This window comes from Bradyrhizobium sp. CB2312 (assembly GCF_029714425.1).
In the GTDB taxonomy this organism is placed as follows: Bacteria; Pseudomonadota; Alphaproteobacteria; order Rhizobiales; family Xanthobacteraceae; genus Bradyrhizobium.
Window position 1 is genome coordinate 8076791 of sequence record NZ_CP121668.1, and the last position, 21896, is coordinate 8098686.

The 21896-nt window shown below is 60.5% G+C and carries 16 protein-coding genes and 10 pseudogenes; 16 read left to right on the forward strand and 10 right to left on the reverse strand.

Annotation, left to right across the window (positions count from 1 at the left end):
• Window positions 1-130 precede the first annotated feature (130 nt).
• The 4 genes and pseudogenes from QA642_RS39010 to groL form a co-directional block, all read left to right on the forward strand.
• Window positions 131-305: pseudogene (locus QA642_RS39010) on the forward strand (IS66 family transposase); the annotation flags it as partial.
• A 295-nt stretch (window positions 306-600) separates the two neighbouring features.
• Window positions 601-702 (forward strand): annotated as a pseudogene (locus QA642_RS39015) (co-chaperone GroES); the annotation flags it as partial.
• A 106-nt stretch (window positions 703-808) separates the two neighbouring features.
• The gene (locus QA642_RS39020; protein WP_027562730.1) at window positions 809-1123 is read left to right on the forward strand and encodes a co-chaperone GroES; all 315 of its coding nucleotides are present in this window, start codon (window positions 809-811) and stop codon (window positions 1121-1123) included.
• Between the two features lie 85 nt (window positions 1124-1208).
• Window positions 1209-2849, forward strand: coding sequence for a chaperonin GroEL (gene groL / locus QA642_RS39025; protein ID WP_092219351.1), 1641 nt, complete (start codon window positions 1209-1211; stop codon window positions 2847-2849).
• 255 nt (window positions 2850-3104) lie between these two features.
• Here groL and QA642_RS39030 read toward each other — a convergent pair whose 3' ends face one another.
• Window positions 3105-3686 (reverse strand): hypothetical protein, encoded by a 582-nt coding sequence (locus QA642_RS39030; protein ID WP_283081633.1) that lies wholly within the window; start codon window positions 3684-3686, stop codon window positions 3105-3107.
• A 219-nt stretch (window positions 3687-3905) separates the two neighbouring features.
• On the opposite strand from QA642_RS39030, the gene QA642_RS39035 reads away from it, so the two are divergent.
• Window positions 3906-4235, forward strand: coding sequence for an alpha-L-arabinofuranosidase C-terminal domain-containing protein (locus QA642_RS39035; protein WP_283081634.1), 330 nt, complete (start codon window positions 3906-3908; stop codon window positions 4233-4235).
• A gap of 265 nt (window positions 4236-4500) precedes the next feature.
• On the opposite strand, the gene QA642_RS39040 is transcribed toward QA642_RS39035, so the two are convergent.
• The 4 genes and pseudogenes from QA642_RS39040 to istA all read right to left on the reverse strand — a co-directional run bounded on the left by QA642_RS39040 (window position 4501) and on the right by istA (window position 7385).
• Complete coding sequence (locus tag QA642_RS39040) at window positions 4501-4740, reverse strand: hypothetical protein (RefSeq protein ID WP_283081635.1); 240 nt, start codon at window positions 4738-4740, stop codon at window positions 4501-4503.
• Window positions 4737-4904, reverse strand: a pseudogene (locus QA642_RS39045) (transposase domain-containing protein); the annotation flags it as partial. The gene QA642_RS39040 and the pseudogene QA642_RS39045, both read right to left, overlap by 4 nt.
• Before the next feature lie 121 nt (window positions 4905-5025).
• On the reverse strand, window positions 5026-5838 hold the full coding sequence (gene istB / locus QA642_RS39050) for an IS21-like element helper ATPase IstB (protein WP_208764263.1): 813 nt from the start codon (window positions 5836-5838) through the stop codon (window positions 5026-5028).
• Window positions 5835-7385 (reverse strand): IS21 family transposase, encoded by a 1551-nt coding sequence (istA, locus tag QA642_RS39055; protein WP_283081636.1) that lies wholly within the window; start codon window positions 7383-7385, stop codon window positions 5835-5837. Before istA ends, istB begins: the two co-directional genes overlap by 4 nt.
• A 122-nt stretch (window positions 7386-7507) precedes the next feature.
• On the opposite strand from istA, the gene ltrA reads away from it, so the two are divergent.
• Both ltrA and QA642_RS39065 read left to right on the forward strand, forming a co-directional pair.
• The gene (ltrA, locus tag QA642_RS39060) at window positions 7508-8692 is read left to right on the forward strand and encodes a group II intron reverse transcriptase/maturase (RefSeq protein WP_283081637.1); all 1185 of its coding nucleotides are present in this window, start codon (window positions 7508-7510) and stop codon (window positions 8690-8692) included.
• Between the two features lie 79 nt (window positions 8693-8771).
• Window positions 8772-9331: pseudogene (locus QA642_RS39065) on the forward strand (transposase); the annotation flags it as partial.
• Between the two features lie 17 nt (window positions 9332-9348).
• Here QA642_RS39065 and QA642_RS39070 read toward each other — a convergent pair.
• Window positions 9349-10521, reverse strand: a pseudogene (locus tag QA642_RS39070) (IS110 family transposase); the annotation flags it as partial.
• Between the two features lie 251 nt (window positions 10522-10772).
• On the opposite strand from QA642_RS39070, the pseudogene QA642_RS39075 reads away from it, so the two are divergent.
• From QA642_RS39075 to QA642_RS39090, 4 genes and pseudogenes are all read left to right on the forward strand, one after another.
• A pseudogene (locus QA642_RS39075) lies at window positions 10773-11042 on the forward strand (transposase domain-containing protein); the annotation flags it as partial.
• Window positions 11043-11135: 93 nt separating this feature from the next.
• The gene (gene tnpB / locus QA642_RS39080; protein ID WP_283081638.1) at window positions 11136-11405 is read left to right on the forward strand and encodes an IS66 family insertion sequence element accessory protein TnpB; all 270 of its coding nucleotides are present in this window, start codon (window positions 11136-11138) and stop codon (window positions 11403-11405) included.
• Window positions 11406-11485: 80 nt separating this feature from the next.
• A pseudogene (locus QA642_RS39085) lies at window positions 11486-13007 on the forward strand (IS66 family transposase).
• On the forward strand, window positions 13004-13606 hold the full coding sequence (locus QA642_RS39090; RefSeq protein WP_283081639.1) for a plasmid pRiA4b ORF-3 family protein: 603 nt from the start codon (window positions 13004-13006) through the stop codon (window positions 13604-13606). Before QA642_RS39085 ends, QA642_RS39090 begins: the two are co-directional and overlap by 4 nt.
• 36 nt (window positions 13607-13642) lie before the next feature.
• On the opposite strand, the pseudogene QA642_RS39095 reads toward QA642_RS39090, so the two are convergent.
• A pseudogene (locus tag QA642_RS39095) lies at window positions 13643-14638 on the reverse strand (IS256 family transposase); the annotation flags it as partial.
• A gap of 793 nt (window positions 14639-15431) precedes the next feature.
• Here QA642_RS39095 and QA642_RS39100 point away from each other — a divergent pair.
• Together QA642_RS39100 and QA642_RS39105 are read left to right on the forward strand one after the other, a co-directional pair.
• Window positions 15432-15722 (forward strand): hypothetical protein, encoded by a 291-nt coding sequence (locus tag QA642_RS39100; RefSeq protein WP_283081640.1) that lies wholly within the window; start codon window positions 15432-15434, stop codon window positions 15720-15722.
• The gene (locus QA642_RS39105; RefSeq protein WP_283081641.1) at window positions 15689-16120 is read left to right on the forward strand and encodes a reverse transcriptase domain-containing protein; all 432 of its coding nucleotides are present in this window, start codon (window positions 15689-15691) and stop codon (window positions 16118-16120) included. The genes QA642_RS39100 and QA642_RS39105 overlap by 34 nt, the downstream gene beginning before the upstream one ends.
• 222 nt (window positions 16121-16342) lie before the next feature.
• On the opposite strand, the pseudogene QA642_RS39110 reads toward QA642_RS39105, so the two are convergent.
• Window positions 16343-17272, reverse strand: a pseudogene (locus QA642_RS39110) (IS3 family transposase); the annotation flags it as partial.
• A 62-nt stretch (window positions 17273-17334) separates the two neighbouring features.
• Here QA642_RS39110 and QA642_RS39115 point away from each other — a divergent pair.
• Window positions 17335-18387 (forward strand): IS110 family transposase, encoded by a 1053-nt coding sequence (locus QA642_RS39115; protein WP_283079773.1) that lies wholly within the window; start codon window positions 17335-17337, stop codon window positions 18385-18387.
• Window positions 18388-18629: 242 nt separating this feature from the next.
• Here QA642_RS39115 and QA642_RS39120 read toward each other — a convergent pair.
• Window positions 18630-18887, reverse strand: a pseudogene (locus QA642_RS39120) (transposase); the annotation flags it as partial.
• Between the two features lie 697 nt (window positions 18888-19584).
• The gene (locus tag QA642_RS39125; protein WP_283081642.1) at window positions 19585-20061 is read right to left on the reverse strand and encodes an Lrp/AsnC family transcriptional regulator; all 477 of its coding nucleotides are present in this window, start codon (window positions 20059-20061) and stop codon (window positions 19585-19587) included.
• A gap of 17 nt (window positions 20062-20078) precedes the next feature.
• Here QA642_RS39125 and QA642_RS39130 point away from each other — a divergent pair, with 17 nt between their 5' ends.
• Together QA642_RS39130 and QA642_RS39135 are read left to right on the forward strand one after the other, a co-directional pair.
• The gene (locus QA642_RS39130) at window positions 20079-20387 is read left to right on the forward strand and encodes a hypothetical protein (RefSeq protein ID WP_283081643.1); all 309 of its coding nucleotides are present in this window, start codon (window positions 20079-20081) and stop codon (window positions 20385-20387) included.
• Between the two features lie 461 nt (window positions 20388-20848).
• Window positions 20849-21871: an extracellular solute-binding protein gene (locus QA642_RS39135; protein WP_283081644.1), complete on the forward strand. Its 1023-nt coding sequence runs from the start codon at window positions 20849-20851 to the stop codon at window positions 21869-21871.
• Window positions 21872-21896: the final 25 nt, after the last annotated feature.

The window sequence follows — 21896 nt, forward strand, 5'->3', positions numbered from 1 at the left end:
ACCGACCGCTGCCATCTCGGATTGGCTGACGCAACGTGTGAACCACCCAGTGGAATCACCTGATCTTCGGAATACCATACGAGGTCAAGGGACGACGACGGGTTGCTGCGCGCAAGCAAAACACTGCACGGCGGTCGTCGCGGATCTCTTCGACTTCTGGCAGGAGACCTTGCTGCGGATCTCCGGCAAATCAAAGCTGGCCGAGGCGATCCGCTATGCCGTCTGTCGGCGCGCCATCTCGAACGCTTCCCACCGGCGCCCGCATTGAGCTCGACGCCACCACCGTCGAACGCGCCATTAGCTAGCAGCCATTCGCAACCTGCCGCAAACGCCGTGGAAATACGCGACGCTTCGATCGGTGTAAGGGCCGTGAGAAACCCTGGGCTCAACCGGTGTTTCGGCGAAAGCAATGTCATTTCCGCAACAGCTTGTCGGCCGTGTATCTAAGCGCGTCTGCTTCCGGACAAAGACACGCGCAGCCCCGCCAACGGATCAGCAGACCTGCAGGCACGGATCGTTCAGCTCATTTTTGGCCTGACTCTTGCTGTAATTTGGCTTGTCACAATGTGACTATCACCAACTTGAGCTCAGGAGACCTGTATGAATTTTCGTCCGCTTCGCGACCGCGTCGTGGTCAAGCGCACCGACGCCGATAAGAATACCGCTTGCGCCGTTATCATTCCCGACACAGCCAAGGAAAAGCTGCAGGCATGGGTAGTTCAGCTCATTATTGGCCTGACCCTTGCTATAATTGGACTTGTCACAATGTGACTATCTGCAACTTGTTCAAAACGCTCAGGAGTCTTGTATGAAATTCCGTCCGCTTCACGACCGCGTCGTAGTCAAGCGCATCGACGCTGATGAGAAGACCGCTGGTGGCATCATCATTCCCGACACAGCCAAGGAGAAACCCTCGCAGGGCGAAGTCATTGCAATTGGCCCGGGCGGCCGCGATGAGACCGGCAAGCTGATTCCGATCGACATCGAGGTCGGAGACCGCGTGCTGTTCGGCAAATGGTCGGGTACCGAAGTCAAGATCAATAGCGAGGAGCTGTTGATCATGAAGGAGAGCGACATCATGGGCGTTCTCACAGATGTGTTTTCCAACAAGAAAGCCGCCTAACCCAGCGCTCGCACAGCTCACTCCCTGAAGAGCGCCCACTTAGGCGCGCTGAAGGGTGAGAAAATAAGAACTGAGGGAATTCTTAATGTCAGCCAAAGAAGTCAAATTCGGAGTAGACGCGCGGGACCGCATGCTGCGCGGCGTCGACATCCTCGCCAATGCCGTGCAGGTCACGCTTGGTCCGAAGGGCCGCAACGTCGTGCTCGACAAGTCGTTCGGCGCGCCTCGCATCACCAAGGACGGCGTTGCCGTCGCCAAGGACATCGAACTCGACGACAAGTTCGAGAACATGGGCGCCCAGATGGTGCGCGAGGTCGCTTCGAAGGCGGCGGATGCTGCCGGCGACGGCACCACCACTGCGACCGTCCTGGCCGCCGCGATAGTCCGCGAAGGCGCCAAGTCAGTTGCCGCCGGTATGAACCCGATGGACCTAAAACGCGGTATCGACCTCGCGGTCGAAGCCGTCGTTGCGGACCTCCAGAAGAACTCCAAGAAGGTCACCTCGAACGAGGAGATCGCCCAGGTCGGCACCATTTCGGCCAACGGCGACCAGGAGATCGGCAAGTTCCTCGCCGACGCCGTGAAGAAGGTCGGCAACGAAGGCGTGATCACGGTCGAAGAGGCCAAGTCGCTCGAGACCGAACTCGACGTCGTCGAGGGCATGCAGTTCGACCGCGGCTACATCTCGCCCTACTTCGTGACCAACGCCGACAAGATGCGCGTCGAGATGGATGACGCCTACATCCTCATCAACGAGAAGAAGCTCTCCTCGCTGAACGAACTGCTGCCGCTGCTCGAGGCCGTGGTGCAGAGTGGTAAGCCGCTGGTCATCGTCGCCGAGGACGTCGAGGGCGAAGCGCTCGCGACCCTGGTCGTGAATCGCCTGCGTGGTGGCCTGAAGGTCGCGGCCGTCAAGGCTCCGGGCTTCGGCGATCGCCGCAAGGCCATGCTGCAGGACATCGCGATCCTGACCGGCGGCCAGGCGATCTCGGAAGACCTCGGCATCAAGCTCGAGAACGTCACGCTCAACATGCTCGGTCACGCCAAGAAGGTGATGATCGACAAGGAGAACACCACGATCGTCAACGGCGCCGGCAAGAAGGCCGACATCGAGGCGCGCGTGGCCCAGATCAAGGCGCAGATCGCGGAGACAACCTCGGACTACGACCGTGAGAAGCTCCAGGAGCGACTTGCCAAGCTCGCGGGCGGCGTCGCGGTGATCCGCGTCGGAGGCGCGACCGAGGTTGAGGTGAAGGAGCGCAAGGATCGCGTTGATGACGCAATGCATGCGACCCGTGCGGCTGTCGAGGAAGGCATCCTGCCGGGCGGCGGCGTCGCCCTGCTCCGCGCTTCCGAGCAGCTCAAGGGCCTGCGCACCAAGAACGACGATCAGAAGACCGGCGTCGAGATCGTGCGCAAGGCACTGTCCTGGCCGGCCCGCCAGATTGCAATCAACGCCGGTGAAGACGGTTCGATCGTGGTCGGCAAAGTCCTGGACAACGAGCAGTACTCTTATGGCTTCGATGCGCAGACAGGCGAGTATAGCAACCTTGTCTCCAAGGGCATCATTGACCCGACCAAGGTCGTGCGCATCGCGGTCCAGAACGCCTCCTCGGTGGCCGCTCTCCTGATCACGACGGAAGCGATGGTTGCCGAGCTGCCGAAGAAGGCCGCGGCTGGTCCAGCAATGCCTCCAGGCGCCGGTATGGGCGGTATGGACTTCTGATCTACTCTGCCAAAATATCAATGACCATGCAAAACCCTGGCGGGAATGCCAGGGTTTTGCGTCGGCGGGCTTGCAACATAGCCCTAGCAAGCCGCTGTGTGTCAGAAGGTTGCGTAATCGATGCTGTTGCGCATACGGTCGGGCAGATCACGGGGAATGACTTTCTTGAGGATGCTAACGACTCTGAACGTGCTAGCGGGCTGGCTGGGCCACGTGGTTTTGCCGTAAAATTGGCGATTTGTTGCCGATTGCTCTCTAGGGGCTTTTTTGTTGTAGTGTTTGCGCCAAATCTCCGCCCTTTTCTGTGCGTCTGCAAGGCGGAGGCACCGATCGTCGCTGAGATTCCGCCCGGAAGCGGCCGTTGAAAGCCTGGATGAACGCATCATCGTTTGGCTTGCCGGGCAGGCAAACCAAGCATAACGCCGCGCTCTCGCCCTCAGTCAAGATTGCGCGAGACAACTCGCTGCCCTGCTCGATGCGGATCGTCGATATCCCACTTCTTTGTAGGCCCTTTCCGGTATCTCTACGACGCCGCTGCCGAAGGCTCGTACTGCGCAAATGCCACAATAGATGCGGATCGGCTTCATGGAGTTCTCTCCCGTGTCGGCACGCATTTTCATTCGCTCCTTTCGCAGAGCAGCAGGCCACGTCGTAACTGTCATCAGCCGCAGGCCAGCCGAGAAGAACATCAGGAAAGCCACAGTTCTCATCGATCGCGACTTCACCATTGGTCACACGAACTCTCGTCTGTTTGGTGCTTTCGTCGAACATCGGGGCCGATGCATCTATGGTGGCATCTACGAGCCCGGCCATCGGAGCGCAGACGGTGCGGTTCATCGTTGCGCAACATACCTAGTTTTGGCCAATGGGAAGAAACGGTCCTCGAACACAGCTTCGATTACGTCGACTAAATTTCAATCCATACTTAACTCGGGAATTACAGTCAGGACATCGCCTCGTTTCTCGCGAGCACCGACGTGAGGACTGCTTTACTGATGAGGTCGTCGTCCTAGCTGATGCGGCTGCGGCCACGCGGCGCTCCAAAAAAAGCGTCTTATGCTCAGCTTCGACGAATGGAACGTCTGGTATCGAACGCGCAACGAGGCTACCCCGGCGGTAGACCGCTGGCTAGTGCCCCCCATCCTTGAGGAAATCTATACAATGGAGGACGCGCTCGCCTTCGGCGGCGCCTGCATTTCCCTTCTGAATCACGCCGATTGGGTAGGAGTTGCCTGTCTGGCGCAACTGGTGAACGGCATCGCGCCGATCATGACGAAGACAGGGAGGTGCGTGGCGCAAGACCATCTTCTTTCCTTTTGCGCATATGAGCCGCTTTGGTCGCGAAAGACTTTTGCACGCGCAAGAGCCACGGAGGACATGTTTTGAATGCCATATTTCACGTTCGCCTCGCTATGCCGCCCAATGTTGCATGACAGACCTCTCCTCGGTCGGCTCGCTTTGGGACGAGACACCAATCGACAACGCAGAGCGAGTCTTGAGAAGAATGGGAGGTTACTGAGAGCGTGTGCCTCCGATAGGGCCGACAAGACTTATCTTAATGAGAGCCCACGCAGCGGTTGCAATAGGTCGAAGTCCCGCAGAACGTGCTTATACTGCACTTACATCGTACCGTTCGGCGTAGGCCGCAGCGTCACCGCCTGAGCAGTTCAGGGTTTTCTTTGTAGAACTTGATGAGTTCGATCAGGTTGTCGATGCCGAAGTCGGTGAACGCCTGGACGCCGTCTTCTCCGACGCCATAGACCCAGATGACGCCATCTTCGATCTCCATCTCGTTGGCGATGTCCCACAGCCAATCTTCATCTTCGCCGAGATCTTTGGCGACCTTGGCGAGGGTGGTGACGTGATGGACCTTGTTGACGTGCGTGGTCATGCTGCTTGAGCGGAGAGTGTTGATGCCGGTGTCCAATTCCAGGGCAGGAGCTCGTCCAGGCGATGAGCCGGGTGGGTGGCGATGCGAGCAAGGACATCGGCCAGCCACACCTGCGGGTCGATGCCGTTCATTTTTGCCGTGACGATCAGGCTGTACATTGTAGCGCGGCAATCTGGGTAGGAAGTGCGCGGCGATCAGGATGGCGAGGCAGTGTCGCGGCCTGATGATGATTGCCGCGATGATTGTCGCGCGCAAGAGTTTTGTTGAACTCTGATTGTCGCAGCGTCAATCAGCCACGGTTTTAGGTGTCGCGTGCGATGGCGGCCGTCCTGGACCGCGTTTTCGTTCGAGGGCGGTCCGTCTGCGATAGCTCTCGACGTTCATCTCGACGATGGTGGCGTGGTGAACGAGGCGATCGATAGCGGCGAGGGTCATGGCGGGATCCGGGAAGACCCTGTTCCATTCGCCGAATGGCTGATTGGCGGTGATCAGCATCGAGCGGCGCTCGTAGCGTGCACTGATGAGCTCGAACAGCACGCTGGTCTCGGCCTGATCCTTGGTGACGTAAGCGAGATCATCAAGAATCAGGAGATCGAAGCGATCGAGACGATTGATGGCCGCCTCGAGGTTAAGCTCGCGTCGCGCTAGCTGGAGCTTCTGCACGAGATCGGTGGTCCGGGTGAAGAGGACGCGCCATCCGTTCTCGATGAGGGCCAGGCCAATCGCTGCCGCCAAGTGGCTCTTTCCGCCGCCGGGCGGGCCGAACAACAGCAAATTGGCGCCCTTGCCCAGCCAGCTGTCACCGGCGGCGAGCGCCATCACCTGCGCCTTCGAGATCATCGGCACGGCTTCGAAGTCGAAGCTGTCGAAGGTCTTTCCGGCGGGCAAACGTGCTTCGACAAGGTGTCGTTCGATCCGACGGCGGCCGCGTTCGGCGATCTCGTGCTCGGCGATGGTCGCGAGGAAGCGGCCGGCCGGCCAGCCTTCCTTGTCGGACTGTTCGGCAAATTGCGCCCACAGCACCTTGATGGCAGGCAGCCGGAGCTCATTGAGCAACAGATTGAGGCGCGCGGCATCCACCGTGTTCGTTACGCTCATGCGGCACCTCCGGTCTCGGCGGTACCGATGAGGCATTCGTAGGTCGCAAGCGGCACGAGCTGCACCACGACGTTCGGCAGGTTGGCGGGATCGGGGGCGAAGTGAGCACGTAGCCGGTTGAGGTCGGGCAGTCGGCCGGCCTCGAGGTCGGCGGAGAGCTGATCGGCGAGTTCGGTCTCGCAGCCGCGTTCATGAGCGAGCGCGAGGAGATCGACCATGATCCGGCAGGCTTTTTTGTCCGGCAAGCGTTCGCGCAAGCGATCGAAGGTCTTCCGATAGGCATCGCGCGGGAACAGCCGATCTCGGTAGACCAGATTGAGAAGCGCCATCGGCTTGCGCCGCAGGGAATGGATCACGTGCCGATAATCGACGACCTGGTCGTACTTGCCATTGGGATGCGGCCGCCCACGCGGCAGGGTGACGAGATGGGTGCCGCCGACGAACACGTCGAGACGATCATCGTAAAGGCGCACCCGCAGCCGGTGACCGATCAGGCGCGATGGCACCGTGTAGAACACCTTGCGCAGGGTGAAGCCGCCGGACGATGTCACGCGGACGATCACCTCTTCGTAGTCGGAGGTGCGCCGATCGGGCAGCTCCTGCAACACCACGCGCTCGCTATCGATCCGCTTGGCGTTGCGGGCATTACGGCGGCTGACGATCTCGTCGACGAAGCCGCGATAGGTGGCAAGATCATCGAAGTCGACAGTTCCGCGCAGCAGCAAGGCATCCGCGATTGCTCGCTTGAGATGACCGTGGGGCCCTTCGATCGAACCATTCTCGTGAGCAACACCTCGATTGTTGCGGGAAGGCCGCATGCCGTAATGGGCACAAAGGGCCTCGTATCGCTGCGTCAGATCGTCCCGTGCATCACGATCGAGATTGCAGAATGCGGCCGACAGACTGTCGGTCCGATGCTCCCGCGGCGCCCCACCGAGCGACCAGAGGGCATTCTGCAGGCCTTCGGCCAAGGCAACAAAGCTCTCGCCGCCAAGCACGACATGGGCGTGCTCGAACCCGCAATAGGCCAAACGGAAGTGATAGAGACGATGATCGAGCGGTGCACCCGCAATCGTAACACCCAACTCGTCCATGTCTGTGAAGTCGGAGAGGCCGAGTTGGCCAGGCTCGTGGGTTTGGCGGAAGATCACCTCCTGCTCCTCGCCGTGGATCGCCCGCCATGCACGGATCCGACGTTCCAGGGTACGACGGATACCGCTGCCGAGATCCGGATGACGCCGTAGCATCTCCTCGAACACCGCCACCGGCCGTAAGCCAGGTGCCGCCTTCAAGATCGGGACGATCTCGGTCTCGAACACGTCGCTCAGCGGGTCCGGCCGTCGCCGGCCGCGGGGCGCCTTCCTTTGCGATGGAAATCGGGGGTCTCTCTCGATCCGATAGGCGGTCGACGCACTGAATGATGCCTTGGCCGCCGCCACTGGCGGGCTATCGGTCTGACGGTACTTCATGTAGAGCCTCATCTGGTGATCTGTGATGTGTCGGCCGGGCACGCGAGTGATTCCTCTTGGCGGAAGAACCACTTGCATAACCCCGCCGGCCGCGATCACCAGTCGGCGCGGTCCTCCTCGGGATCGCGCCGACCCTGGGCTCGTAACTCCGGTCGGGCTACGCCCTCCCTACGTCACGAGCCCAGCGAAACTCTCTCACCTTGATTGACGCTGCCTTCCATCCTGATCGCCGCGCGACAGAGCAGTTCGAGTCCGACTTGAAGGGAAATCTCTACAAGATTTTGAATCGAATGAGCTCAGGCGCTTACTTCCCGCCGCCTGTTCGGGCCGTCTCCATTCCAAAGAAGAGTGGAGGCCAAAGGATCCTCGGGGTGCCTACCGTAGCGGACCGCGTGGCACAGACCGTTGTTAAACAACTGATTGAGCCGGCTCTCGATGCAATCTTTCTAGCAGATTCCTATGGCTACAGACCCGGAAAATCGGCTCTCGATGCCGTAGGGGTCACGCGACAGCGGTGCTGGAAGTACGATTGGGTTCTAGAGTTCGACATCAAAGGATTGTTTGACAATATCGACCACGGGCTCTTGTTACGGGCCGTCCGGAGACATGTAACGTGCGCATGGGCGCGGCTCTACATCGAACGATGGCTGACAGCGCCGATGGTGCAAGAGGATGGAACAGCGATCGAGCGAAGCCGCGGCACCCCACAAGGGGGCGTGGTGAGCCCGATCCTCGCCAACCTCTTCATGCACTATGCATTTGATCTCTGGATGGCACGGACGTTCCCCGATCTCAGGTGGTGTCGGTATGCGGATGACGGGTTGGTGCATTGTCGGAATGAGGTGGAGGCGCAAAGCGTTCGCGAAGCTCTCCAGGCTCGGCTGGCGGAGTGCCATCTGGAATTGCATCCTACGAAGACGAGGATCGTCTACTGCAAGGACGATCGACGCCGAGGCAAGAGCGAGAGGGTCATGTTCGACTTTCTCGGTTATTGCTTCCGGCCGCGATCGGTCCTGGGGCGGCATTCGCGGAAGATGTTCTGCGGGTTCACGCCAGCGGTCAGCAAACCAGCGCTGAACGCCATGCGTGCGACGATCCGAGGCTTGAAACTTCGCAAGCGAACCGAGGTGACGTTGGACGAAATTGCCCGCGAGCTAAACCCTATGGTTAGGGGGTGGATCGCTTACTATGGGCAATACACGCGCTCAGCGCTTTATCCTTTGGCGCGCTACATCAACCAGACGTTAGCAATCTGGTTGAAGCGAAAGTACAAGCGCTTCCATCACCGTTTGGGACGCGCGCGTCTCTTTCTGGAGAGGATCGCGCGTGAGAACCGCAGGCTCTTTGTGCATTGGCAACTCGGCGATGGCGGCAAGCTTGCCTGATGGGAGCCGGGTGAGGCGAGAGTCTCACGCCCGGTTCTGCGAGAGGCTGGAGGTGAAATCCCTCCGGCCTACTCACCCCACGGTGCCGGTCTTGGCAAAGGGCAAGACCCGGACGGGCCGGCAGACCGTCCGTTTGCCGGCCCAGATCCGCCGGCGGCGGTTTCTTCTACTCGCCCGATCGTGGCGGTGCGCATCCGGAGCAGCATCTGGCGGGTTATGCCGGACTGATGCAGGCCGACGCCTACGCCGGCTTCGGCAGGCTCTACGAGGCCAATCGCAAGGGCGGTCCATCATCGAGGCCGCGTGCTGGGCGCACGGCAGGCGCAAGTTCTTTGATCTCGCGCGCTCAGCAAGGCGCCGATCGCGGCCGAGGCGGTAAAGCGCATCGATGTTCTGTTCGCTATCGAGCGCGAGATCAACGGTTTTACTGCGCAGGAGCCTTTGCGTGTGCGCCAGGAGCGTAGCCGCCCTCTGATCATCGAGCTGGAGGCGTGGTTGCGCGAGCAGCGCGCCAAGCTCTCCAGGAACAACGACACGAGCAAGGCGATCAATTACCGCCTCAGCCGGTGGGATGCATTTAGCCGCTTCCTCGATGACGGACGGCTTTGCATGACAACGGATGGTGTTGAGAAGTCCTTACCTTCAGTTCGTGGCAACTTTTTTGGTTTTTCCTTCCAGGCAGCCACCATGCGTTCGTAGGCCTGCTCGACGCGTGCGACGTAACCAGCTTCCCGTTCGCGGATTTCCTTGATCCAATAGTCCCGGCCCGGGCCAGCCTTGCCGTAGGCACGGGGAGCCCCAGCCTTCAGAGCCACCTTCCGGAGTTTCATCGCCGTGAACGCTGGCCGCGCGTAAGCGTAGTCCTTCCCGGTCGTCAGGACGTGCCAGATCATGACTGCGAGCTTGCGCGCCGTCGCGACGGCTGCGACCCCGGCCCCGTGCTTTTTCTGCGTTCGGTTGAAGAATGCTCGCAACGGACCCGGCGCCGTCTTGGCTGACCACGCCGCCTCAACCAGCATCTTGCGGGCGTCACGGTTGCCCTGCTTCGAGATCCGGCCATGCCGTGCCGGGTGCTCGCCTGACTGCCGAACCCGCGGAGTCAACCCGAAATAGCTGCTGAGCTTATCCGGCGACGGGAAGCGTGCGATGTCGCCGATGGAGGCCAGTACACTCGATGCGACAACCGAACTCACGCCGGGGATCGTCATCAGCTTGAGAGCCCGTGGATCGTCCAGAGCCTGCTGGGCCACGACTTTGTCGATCTCCGACAGTTGCTTCGTCACGCGTTCGAGTTCCACGATCAGACGCCAGAGCATTGCACGCTCCTCCGATGGGAGAGGCAGACTGTCCAGCCAATGCTGTCCGCGCTTGCCGAAGAGATAGCCTTTGTAGGGCGGGATGAGGTTGGCATGCAGGATAGCCTTCATGCGTCCTTTAATCCGGATGATCTGCGCCAAGACGCCAGCGCGCTCGGCCATCTGGCGCCGGCGGCTGTAGGTGTCCTCGTCAGCAACCCAGACCTCCGGCAAGAAGCCGGCAGCATGCAACCTTGCCAGGGTCCCAGCATCGACCTTGTCCGTTTTGACTCGCGCATAGGCAATCGCCCGAACGAGCCTCGGATTGGCGACCGCGACGCGCTTAACGTGCGGGCGCAGAATACGTTCGACAGCCGCGCTGTTGCCCGTCACCTCGATGACCACCTCATCTTCGAGGCTGAGTGTCTTGGCAAAGGCGACAAGCCGATCGTGGACGAGATCTACGCGGAGCTGTCTGATTATTGTTCCGTCCTCCAGGATCGCCACCTGGGCGAACGATCGGTGGATGTCCATGCCGACGATTTGCATGCTTGGTTCTCCTTGTCTCAGGAGCCAGTGGCTTGCACGACATCTACGGATCCGCGCTCGCAGCGCAGCCGGGCAAGTCGTAGGGGGCGGCCAAGTAACAAAGCGAGCTCACAGCTCATGGTCATGGCGGCCTGCCACCGTTTCGTGCTCCAGCGCCCCTATCCCGGCTTCGACAGACTAATCCGGACGACCAGTCCTCTCCACCGGGTTTGAGCGCTGAAAACATCATGCCCTTTAACAATTGCGCTGAGCGTGCATTGAGAGGCATTGCCTTGGGAAGGCGCAACTGGACCTTCGCCGGAAGCCAGCGAGGCGCCGACCGCGCCGCCATCATGCTGACGATGATCACGACCTGCCGCCTCAACGACGTCGATCCCAAGGCCTGGCTCGCCGACGTCCTCGCCCGGATCGCCGATCTTCCCACGTCGAGGCTCCACGAACTGCTGCCCTGGGAATGGAAGCTCCTGCACCAAGCCGGCAAGTCCGCCGATCGGCAAGCCGCCTGACCTTCACGAAACGCCATCGTAGAACTCGCCGTGCTCGCGCGCATGCGTCAATCAGGCGGCCTCCGTCGTATGCGTACGGAGGGCTTGGCGCTTTTGGCGAAGGAGACGCTGGGCCATGATCCGATGAAGGGCGTGGCGGTGGTGTTCCGTGCGAAGCGCGCTGACCGGGTGAAGATCGTCGTCTGGGATGGCAGTTGCCTTGTGAGGTATTGGAAGCGGCTCGATGGCGGCGGCTTCAAATGGCCTCCCATCGTGGCCGGCGCGATGCGAATGAATGCCGCCCAGCTGTCCGCGCTTCTGTCCGGCATGGATTGGACGCGGATGCACGCGCCTCGGATCCCGCAGCCGAAAGCACTTGCGTAAAGATTCAGATCTTCGCTGCATCGGAGCACAAAGCATGGCAGACTCGGGCCCGCGAGTGATTTGCCTGCGATCCTGCCGAGTTGCGTGCCTTTGCCGCGGCTCTGCTGGATCGCTGCGCCAGGCTCGAGCGGTTGCTCAAGCTTGCGAAGGATGCGCAGTTCGGTCGGTCCTCGGAAAAGCTGGATGTTGATCAGCTGCAGCTTGTTCTGGAGGACATCGAAGAGGCCGTCGCGGCCCTCGAAGCAACGGAGGATCGCGCCAATCCCAGAGTTTGCGAGAAGAGAGCTGCCGCGCGCAGGGCCAACCGTGGTCAGTTGCCGGAGCATTTGCCGCACATCGTCGAAACCCTGATGCCGGCCGAGACCTGTTGCCCGTGTTGTAAGGGCGACCTCTTCGAGATTGGTCACGATGAGAGCCAGAGGCTCGATGTCGTTCCGGCGCAGTATCGCGCTATCGTCACCCGCCGGCCCAAGCTGGCCTGCCGCGCCTGTCACGGCGTCGTCCTCCAGCACGCTGCTCCCGAGCGTGATCAGGGGAGGATTGCCCACCGAGCGGCTGGTCGCGCATGTGATCGACGCCAAGTATCATTGGCATTTGCCGCTTTACCGCCAGGCGCAGATGCTGGCGACGCACGGTATCGCCATGGAGCGTTCCACGCTCGCCTTCTGGGTCGGCTATGCCGCCCAGGAATTGAAGCCCTTGTGGCATCGTTTGCGCCAGCTTCTGCTCGACTCTTCGAAGCTCTGTGTCGATGAGACCCCGGCACCGGTGTTGGATCCGGGACGCGGCAGGACGAAAACCGGCTACTTCTGGGCGTTATCACGCGATGACAGGCCCTGGGCCGGACCTGAACCGCCTGGGGTGGTTTATGCCTATGCACCGGGCCGCGGGGCCGTTCATGGCTTGCGCTTGCTCGAGGGCTATCGCGGCATCATCCATTGCGACGGCTATCAGGCTTACAAGACCATGACCCAAGAGACGCGTGCGGACGCCCTGTCCGGGACGCTCACCTTCTGCTGGTCGCATCTGCGGCGCCAGTTTGTGAAGATCGAGCGCGAGGCTGCGCCTGCGCCAGCTCCGGTTGCCCGCGAGGCCCTTGAGCGCATCGCCCAGCTTTACGCGATCGAGAAGGCACTCCGCGGCCGATCTGCTGCCGAGCGCCGCGCGGGGCGACAAGTGCATGCCCGACCTCTGGCTGCAGCCTTGAAGCAGTGGTTTGAGGCCAAGCTTGATCACCTCGCGCAGAAGAGCGACACGGCGAAGGCCTTGCGTTACGCACTGCGTCATTGGGCTGGGCTGACGCTCTACCTTGATGATGGGCGCATCGAGATGGACACGAATGCTGTCGAGCGTGCGATGCGGCCGATCAAGCTCAATGCGAAGAACTCCCTTTTTGCCGGGTGCGACGAGGGTGCCGAGAATTGGGCAGTCCTGGCTTCGTTAATCGAGACCTGTAAGCTCAATGGCGTCAATGCCGAGCGCTGGCTCGCTGACGTTCTTGCGAAACTCGTCAATGGCTGGCCTATGGCGCGACTGGACGAACTACTTTCCTGGGCATCGACGTACACGATGCATGCTCACGATCCGAGGCTGGCGGCATGAGCCTGAACACGACCGCGGTTCGGATCAAGGTGACCCTCAAGGATGTGAAGCCGGAGGTGATGCGTCGCCTTGTCGTACCCGTCACCTTGCGCCTTGATCGGCTACATCTGACCCTCCAGGAGGCATTTGGTTGGACGAATAGCCACCTCTTCGAGTTCTTCGCCGGTGAGGTCCGCTGGGGGATTCCTGATCCCCACAACGATTACGGCCACCAGCCCATGGATGCCAGCAAAGCGCGGCTTTGCGATGTCGTTCGCGAGACCGGCGCCAAGACGATCCATTATCTCTATGACTTCGGCGACAGCTGGGACCATGTGATCAAGCTTGAAAAATGGTTCGACAACACCACGACAGAGGGCCTGCCCCTCCTGCTCGAGGCAGCCGGTCGTTGTCCTCCGGAAGACGTCGGCGGTGCGCCGGGTTATGCCGAATACCTCGAAGCCATCGGCAACCCCACCCATCCAGAGCACGAACATATGCGCCTCTGGGACCCGGAGCGGTTCGATCCCAACGTCGTCGACCGGAAGGCGCTCGAAGCCGCGGTCAACGCGTTGTCCGACACATGGAAACCGCGGCGACGCGCCACGCGAACAAAATAGGCGTCAAGCGCCATTCAAAAGGGCCGCAGAGCTACGCTTACGCTTGATCTCGCCGTTGAGGCGCTCGATCGGATTGGTCGAATGCAGCTTGGCACGGTGCTGAGGCGGGAAGCTCATATAGGCGAGCACGTCCGTCTCCGCCTCATCCATGAAGGCGGCGAGCTTTGGCAGTTTGGGACGGAGCTGGTCGGCGACCTTGCGCCACTGAGCCCTGGCCGCTTCGGCATCGTCCTGGGCAAAGGCGGTGGCGATGAAGGCGGAGACGACGCGTCTTCCGCTCTTGCCGGGATGGGCCAGGACGTTGCGCATGAAGTGGACGCGGCAGCGCTGCCAGGCGGTGTTGAGCACCTTGCTGACGGCGGCCTTGATGCCCTCATGCGCATCGGAGATCACGAGCTTGCGCAAGCACGCGGTCCAGAACGTCTCGGCCTCCGAGGGACCGATGTCCATGCCGAGAACTTCAAGCCGGCCGTCGCTATTGACGCCGACCGCGATGATCACCGCGACCGAAACGATCCGGCCATTCTGGCGCACCTTCACGTAGGTGGCGTCGATCCACAGATACAGCCAGTCATCCTCGATCGGGCGGGCGAGGAAGGCCTTCACCTTGTCGTCGATCTCGGCACACAGTCGGCTCTCCTGGCTCTTGGAGATGCCAGTCATGCCCATGGCCTGGACCAGATCATCGACGGATCGGGTCGAGACGCCCTGCACATAGGCTTCCTGCACCACCGCGGTGAGCGCCTTTTCGGCCATCCGACGCGGCTCCAGGAAGCCCGGGAAGTAGCTTCCTTTGCGCAGCTTGGGAATGCGCAGCTCGACCGCGCCGGCGCGCGTCTCCCAGGTCCGGTCACGGTAGCCGTTACGCTAGGCAAGGCGCTCGGCATTCTTCTCGCCGTAGGCCGCTCCGGTCAGCCCGGCGACCTCCAGCTCCATCAATCGCTGGGCGGCAAAGCCAATCATCTCGCGAAGCAGATCGGCGTCTGGGGCCTTCTCCACGAGCGCGCGAAGGTTCATCATCTCGTCGGTCATCGGTGGTTCCTCGAATCAGGTTGGTGTCAGCAACCCGACCCTACCGGCGAACTGCCGGTGACCACCGCAAAGCCGTCCGCCCGCTACGGCGCTATCTGAGGGCGCGCGTGCGGACGGCTTCGCTCTACCGAGCTACACCATCGCTGGGGAGTACGTCATGCCAAGCTGATGATTGCTTGTGGGTGCAAGTCCCATCCGGCCAAAGCCGTAGCAGGCAAGCCGGGACCGAGTCTTGCGGGCGTCGCGGCAACGCGGGGTCCGAAGTGTAGATAGGAGCCATGCGGGGTACGGGAATGAGCCTCGAAAGGTGGATGTTCGCGGAGGCCGAGTGTGTTCCCTAGTCACGAAGGCTGCATGAGCATCGTCGATATGCGAGACGGTGCCATTCCGCCGGGGTCGATGGCCGCATCACGCATGGAAGGCAATCATCGGAACATGAGAGGCCCGACCGGGTCCGCTGGATTGGTCTCCAGCGGGGGACAGCGGCAAGGCACTGCCAGAGCCGTTGACCGAGCCGAGGTCGGGAGTCGGACTGGTCCATACTACCTGTGAAGTCGTCGAAGGTAACGAGACGCATGGAGGGAAGGGACCAGCCCGAGGGGAGCCTGCGTGAGAAGGTCAGGGTCCGGACACAGGGCCGGGTTGCCCTGTTACCAAACCTTGAGCGGGTGAACGCGGCGGCCAAGCAGGCTGCCCAAACCCGGTTCACGGCCTGCTACACCATGTCGATGAAGCCGCTCTTCTTCGGGCGTTTCGGCGATAGAAGCGGCAGGCCAGCGCGGGGGTCGATGGGGTGACGGTGGCGACGTACGAAGAGGGGCTGACGGATAACATCCGCGACCTCTGCGCACGGGCCCACACCGGTCGCTACCGGCCACAGCCGGTGCGGCGCGTCTACATCCCCAAAGCCGATGGCGGTAAGCGGCCTCTCGGTGTGCCGGCGCTTGAGGACAAGATTGTCCAAGGCGCGGTGGCCGAGATGCTGAGTGCTGTCTACGAGGTCGACTTCGTCGGGTTCTCCTACGGCTTCCGGCCGGGCGGAATCCTCATATGGCGCTTGATGCCCTGCATACGGCGATCATGAGCCAGCGTGTGAACTGGGTGCTCGATGCCGACATACGCAGCTTCTTCGACTCGGTCGACCACGAGTGGCTGTTGCGGATGGTGGCGCACAGGATCGCCGATCCACGCATCTTGCGGCTCATCGGGCTGTGGTTGCGGGCTGGCGTTCTTGAGAGCGGCGAGAAGCAGGAGACGGACAGGGGTACGCCGCAAGGGGCGGGCATCAGCCCGCTCCTTGCCAACATCTTCCTGCACTACATCCTCGATCTCTGGGTCCACCAATGGCGTCGTCGCCATGCATGCGGTCGCGTTGTGACCGTGCGCTATGCGGGCTTCGAGAGCAAGGCAGATGCACTGGCAGGCCGCACAATTATCCAGCGCTCAACGGCTTCTACCGCGAAGTGCGTCGGACCTGGCTAGGCTGTCTGAGGCGGCGTAGCCAGAAAAGCCGGCGCATGCGCTGGTCGGAGTTCGAGACCCTGACGGCACGCTTCCGCCTGCCTATTCCACGCATCACTCGCACATGGGCGCAGGCGCGGATATGACGCGGGTTACTCTCGGGAAGAGCCGGGTGCGGGAAAGCCGCATGCCCGGATCTGTGAGGGCAAAGCCGAATGGCCGAGCTGACCTTGCCCCCAAGTTTTATCCAGTCCTCAGTTCGCCCTGACGGTTGGGTTTGCCCGGTTGGGCGGTGGTAGCGACGGGAGCTGGCGCGGAGCCCTCGGCATAGCGCAGCGCCAGATCCCGGCGCGGGTGGCGGGTAAAGGCGAACTCGGACGGCGTCTTCCATCCAAGCTGCGAGTGAGGTCGTGCGTTGTTGTAATCGGCCCGCCAGCATCCGAGCGCGACGCGGGCCTGGGCCAGCGACGTGAACAGCGTCTCGTTCAACAGTTCATCCCGCAGACGGCCGTTGAAGCTCTCGATGAAGGCATTCTGCATGGGCTTGCCCGGCGCGATGTAGTGCCATGCGACACGGCTCTCATCGGCCCATGTCAGGATGGCGTTGCTGGTCAACTCGCTGCCATTGTCGCTGACCACCATCTTCGGCTTGCCGCGCTCCATCATCAGCCGGTCCAGTTCCCGCGCCACCCGGGTACCGGAGAGCGAAGTATCGGCCACCAGCGCCAGGCACTCGCGGGTGCAATCATCAACCACGGTCAGGACGCGGAAGCGGCGGCCATCGGTGAGCTGATCCGACACGAAGTCGAGCGACCAGCGGTCGTTGGGCGCCATCGGCACGGTCATCGGCGCCCTGGTCCCGATCGCCCGTTTGCGACCGCCGCGGCGGCGCACCGCAAGCTTCTCTTCCCGGTAGAGCCGGAACAGCTTCTTGTGGTTGATCACATAACCCTCTCGCTTGAGCAGAACGTGCAGGCGCCGATAGCCGAAGCGACGGCGCTCCTGGGCGATCGCCCTCATGCGCTGGCGAAGGCCGGCATCGTCCGCTCGGGCCGTCTGGTATCTCACTGTCATACGGCAGCAGCCGATGGCTTTACACGCCCGCCGTTCGCTCATCCCGAATGCCGTTCGCAGATGGGCGACTGCTTTCCGCTCGGCGGCGGGCGTCACCACTAATGGGATGACCCGCCCCGTCCTCTCAGTCAGACTGAGTTGGCTTTTGAAAGGAGGAAGCAATGAGGACACGGAACAAGCCCAGGCCGGCAACGGTGTTTGGGATCGACATTGGCAAGAACCTTTTCCACGTCGTTGGACTCGACGCCGCCGGAATGCCGATCCAGAAGGCGACCTTTCGGCGCGATACGCTCTTGCAGTTCTTCGAACGTGCAGGACCGGCTTTGGTGGGGATGGAGGCCTGCTCCGGCTCGCAATGGTTGGCCCGCAAGATCGCCGCCATGGGGCACACCGTTCGCATCATCCCAGCTCAATTCGTGAAGCCATATGTGAAGTCCAACAAAAATGACATCATCGATGCCGCGGCGATCGCCGAAGCCGTGACGAGACCAACAATGCGCTTCGTCGAGCTAAGGTCGCCTGAGCACATTGACCTGCAAGCGCTGCATCGTGTTCGCGATCGGATGATGTCGCAACGGACGTGCCTCATAAATCAGATGCGCGCTTTTTGCCTGGAATATGGGATCGCTATTCACCAGGGCGCCGGCAAGTTCAAGGCAGATCTGCCGAGAGTTTTGGCAGATGAATCGAATGATCTAACGTCGGCCATGCGTCGCATTCTGGCATCTACATTCGACGAGCTGCGGCAGCTGGAGCTGCGGATCGCTGAAGTCAACCGCGAGATTGAGGCGGTTGCCTCTCAAAGCGATACCGCACGTCGATTAATGACTATCCCGGGCATTGGTCCACTCGCGGCGACGGCGCTTTTGGCAGCAGCTGGATCTGCCCGACAGTTCAAAAAGGCCCGCGATATGGCAGCTTGGCTGGGTCTTGTTCCCAGAGAATACTCTACGGGAGGCAAAACGAAGCTGCTGGGGATAAGCAAGCGCGGCAACCGATATCTGCGCCGGATGATCATCCACGGCGCCCGCTCCTGCGTGACACATCTTGATCGCTCGCGATATCACCTTGGCGCCTGGCTTGATGGACTTCAGGCACGCATGCACACCAACAAGGTCACCGTCGCCTTGGCGGCAAAGATTGCGCGGATCGCATGGGTGGTGATGACCAAGCCCGGCGCAAGCTACGAACGGCGGGATCCGGCCTTTAGCTGATCCCGTTTGTTCCAGACTGCGAGGCTCGTGAAAGTGATGACGAGACAGTCGATCGGCGCGCCGTAAGCCCTGTGCAAAAAAGCGGGTTTTGAGCCCGGACCATTTATCTGGGAACGGCACGCGCGGATCTCATCATGGCCTGGCCGCAACAGCGGCCCACTTGCAAGAGGCCGGATACATTTGTGCAGACTGCATCGTCCTGATCGAAACGACCCTTGCACGGGCGGGGCGGGTCATACATTCTTTCCCAGGAGGTCCTTCAACGCCGCATTGTCCAGCATCGCATCAGCCAGCAACCGCTTCAGCCGCGTATTCTCGTCCTCCAGCGTCTTCAGCCGCTTGGCCTCCGACACCTCCAGCCCACCGAACTTGGCCTTCCATTTGTAGATGCTGGCGTCGCTGACGCCGTGCTTGCGGCACAGATCGGCGACCGACACGCCGGCCTCATGCTCCTTCAAAATCCCGATGATCTGCTCTTCCGAAAAGCGGCTGCGCTTCATGCTCTGGTCCTTGTCGTGGGCCAGAACGAACTTCAAACTGGATTAAGCCCGGGGGGCAAGCTCAGAGCTACTCGACCACGACCCAGTGGAGAACACTCTAAAAGTCTCGCAATCACCGTTTGGGGACCAGCTTGCTTGCGCCGAGATCAACATCTTGGAAGCTCGCAGATCAAGCTGGATGCCGTTTAGTAATGGTTAGCGAGTCCTATACAAAACTGTGGGGTCCCACGATCTACCCGGCGCGGCAAAGCGCGCCCTCGTCGGCCAAGACCTGCTGGCCCTCGTCCTGTTCGAAATCGCTGTTGCTCAGAACCGGGGGGCATCGACGTCGCTTCCGTACGAAGCGAGTTGGCTCTTCATCAGTTGAGCTTGTCTGAGCCGCTCCAATGGCGAGTTCCTAACTTCGATGGCGTGGCAGAAGGCATGCATCGTGAAGCCGAATGAGGTAGTCGCTGCCGTAACTTTCTTCCAATTCCCGAAGAGCACGATCGGTGGCTACCCGAATCATGCGGACGACGGCGCCGCCGCATCTCGGTGGCGAGCCAGCCGGCGGCCTGCTCGCTGGGCCAGGACTCCAGATCAGTCCCGGGACCAGCTGTAGTCTACATCAATGTCGCAATGCTGCTTCTTCGCGCGCGCCAGAGGAGCATGATGAGAGAGCGCAAAAAAGCGCAGCTGCGTGGCCAACGTCAACGCATTACTCCTCTGGGGGAATCTCTATTGGAATAGCAAAGCCGGATTTTACGCGGTCCATTATGACCATCGTTTTGACAGCCTTTATGTCCCGTTTCTCATAGAAGAATCGTCGTGTGAACTGTTCGTAGTCTTCCATCGTACGCGCGGTAATATAAAGGACGAAGTCCGCGTCGCCGGTGACATAGAAGCCATTCACGACTTCAGCTGACGATTTGATGGCCTTCTTGAACCTGTCGATGATGTCTGAACGCTCCCGCTCTAGAGTGACCAGCACGAGCATTTGAATTGGATTTCCGACCGCCTTCGGCGACAGGATAGAGACATCGGCCTCGATGATTCCTTCCGAACGGAGCCTCTTCAGTCGCCGTTGACACGCGGTAGCAGAAAGACCGGCGAGTTCGCCGATCACCTCGGAGGTTAGACGGTTGTTTTTCTGCACTATCTCAAGGATACGGGCGTCTGTTCGATCATACTGCATATTCGGCACAACCCTGAGTGAATGCGCTGAAGAATGCCTATCAGATGCAGAAAATCATCCGAACGGCGGGAAAGCCCGATGGAAATGCGTCAAACGTGACATATCCCGAACGCGTAGGCAATTTTTCGCGGGCGGGATTAGGGAGTTTAGGTGAAGCAAAACATCCGATCGCCCCGATTGCTTCACGAAAGCAATCGATGTCGGCGCCGTCTTTTCAGGCGAATTACGGCCTGGCCAGCGCCGCAGTTTCCTCGCAACTTATACACAAAACAGACGAGTTGCGGCGGAATGGCGCGGTATTTCTGCGCTATTGCGCTGCATTTTGATGAAAATCAATTTTGAGAGGCAGGTAGTGTTTTAGGTGAGGGATGGAAGTCCCGGCTGAGTTAAGATGGTGGCGTCAAGGGCGGAACTTACGAGATCGCCGACATGTCCGAGCACGTCTCCCGATGGGCGCCACTTCTTCTTGCCTCATGCCTCACCTCATCCTCGCGCTGAGGTTCTAATGATCGCCAGTTCGGGCAGTACTAGAGAACCCGCAAGCGTCGGCTCGCCTGATGAGGGTGTCTTTCGATCGTGGACAGCTTCTTCGCTGCCGTGCCATGTTGCCGTCTCGGACGCTGGCTAGTCACCTGAGTGGCGATGGACCCTCGAATCGTCGGGCGGGCAGCCGCCAGCACAGGTGTGTCGACCTTGCTTGCACTGACGGCGACTGTCTCGTTCAACTTCACTGAGGGGCAAGAGAGGAGATCGTGAAATGAGACGGCGGGCATTCTTGAAGTTCGCAATGACAGCGGCAGCTGGCGCCCTGGCGGCGCCCAATATCCATGCTCAATCCACAAAATTTGCCAGCATTACGTTGCGCGTAAACGGATATGGTGGCCTTTACGACGAGGCTCTTAAAAAGAGTGTCGTGGCTCCGCTCGAGGAGAAGTACGGACTGAAGGTCCAATTCGTCGCCGGCAGTACGGGAACAGACCTCGTTAAAATGATCGCGAACAAGGACAACCCTCCGTACGACATGTTCATGGCCGATAGCTCTTTCATGGTCGAGCTCGTCAAGGCCGGTGTCGTTGACGAAATCAAGCCGTCAGACGTTCCAAACCTCAAGCGGATTCTGCCCGGCTTCCGCGAATTCGGTGATTACGGCGTGCCTTTCGACATCGCGTCCATTGTCCCGGTCTTCAACTCAAAATACATCAAGCAGTCGCTTACCTCATACTCAGACATCGCCCGGCCCGATCTTGCAGGCCGCGTCGTCATTGCGGCGCCGGGGCAAATCGCCAGCAACTTACATCTTCTTGCAATCGCCGAGGAAAACGGGGGTTCGGTTTCAAACATGGCGCCCGCGTTCAAGGTACTCGAAGCCGCGAAGCCGAACATTGCTGCCTTCGCGCAACAAACGGTCGCACTCGTGCAGATGTACCAGAACGAAGAGGTTTACGCAGGCATATGTTGGGACGGCCGCGCTCATGAATTGCGCACAAAGGGCGCTCCCATCGCGACCGTTGTGCCACCTAAAGGTATTTACTCGACGACAGACTACATCAACGTCGTCAAGGGCACGAAGTATCCGGAAGCTGCGCATGCCTATGCTGAGCAGTTGCTTTCTGACCAGGGGATTCTCGCGACGCCGCAGGCATTTCGGTACAGTCCAACAACGGATGTCAAATTGCCTGATGAGCTCAGCAAGGAGCTTCTGTTCAATTCACCTGAACGCAGCGATCTCAAAAAGAAGATCGATTGGAATACCCTGTGGGCGAACCGGAGCGCCATGATCGAGCGGGTAAACCGAATCGTTCGAAGCTAGCTCAGGGATTGGTTCGACCCCTTGG

Coding starts and splice junctions, on each gene's coding strand:
- istB (WP_208764263.1), bottom strand. CDS start 5,838: ATGAGCGTAACGAACACGGTGGATGCCGCGCGCCTCAATCTGTTGCTC.
- QA642_RS39035 (WP_283081634.1), top strand. CDS start 3,906: ATGCTCAGCTTCGACGAATGGAACGTCTGGTATCGAACGCGCAACGAG.
- QA642_RS39105 (WP_283081641.1), top strand. CDS start 15,689: ATGGCGCTTGATGCCCTGCATACGGCGATCATGAGCCAGCGTGTGAAC.
- QA642_RS39090 (WP_283081639.1), top strand. CDS start 13,004: ATGAGCCTGAACACGACCGCGGTTCGGATCAAGGTGACCCTCAAGGAT.
- groL (WP_092219351.1), top strand. CDS start 1,209: ATGTCAGCCAAAGAAGTCAAATTCGGAGTAGACGCGCGGGACCGCATG.
- QA642_RS39030 (WP_283081633.1), bottom strand. CDS start 3,686: ATGAACCGCACCGTCTGCGCTCCGATGGCCGGGCTCGTAGATGCCACC.
- QA642_RS39020 (WP_027562730.1), top strand. CDS start 809: ATGAAATTCCGTCCGCTTCACGACCGCGTCGTAGTCAAGCGCATCGAC.
- istA (WP_283081636.1), bottom strand. CDS start 7,385: ATGCAAGTGGTTCTTCCGCCAAGAGGAATCACTCGCGTGCCCGGCCGA.
- QA642_RS39040 (WP_283081635.1), bottom strand. CDS start 4,740: ATGACCACGCACGTCAACAAGGTCCATCACGTCACCACCCTCGCCAAG.
- QA642_RS39115 (WP_283079773.1), top strand. CDS start 17,335: ATGAGGACACGGAACAAGCCCAGGCCGGCAACGGTGTTTGGGATCGAC.
- QA642_RS39125 (WP_283081642.1), bottom strand. CDS start 20,061: ATGCAGTATGATCGAACAGACGCCCGTATCCTTGAGATAGTGCAGAAA.
- QA642_RS39135 (WP_283081644.1), top strand. CDS start 20,849: ATGACAGCGGCAGCTGGCGCCCTGGCGGCGCCCAATATCCATGCTCAA.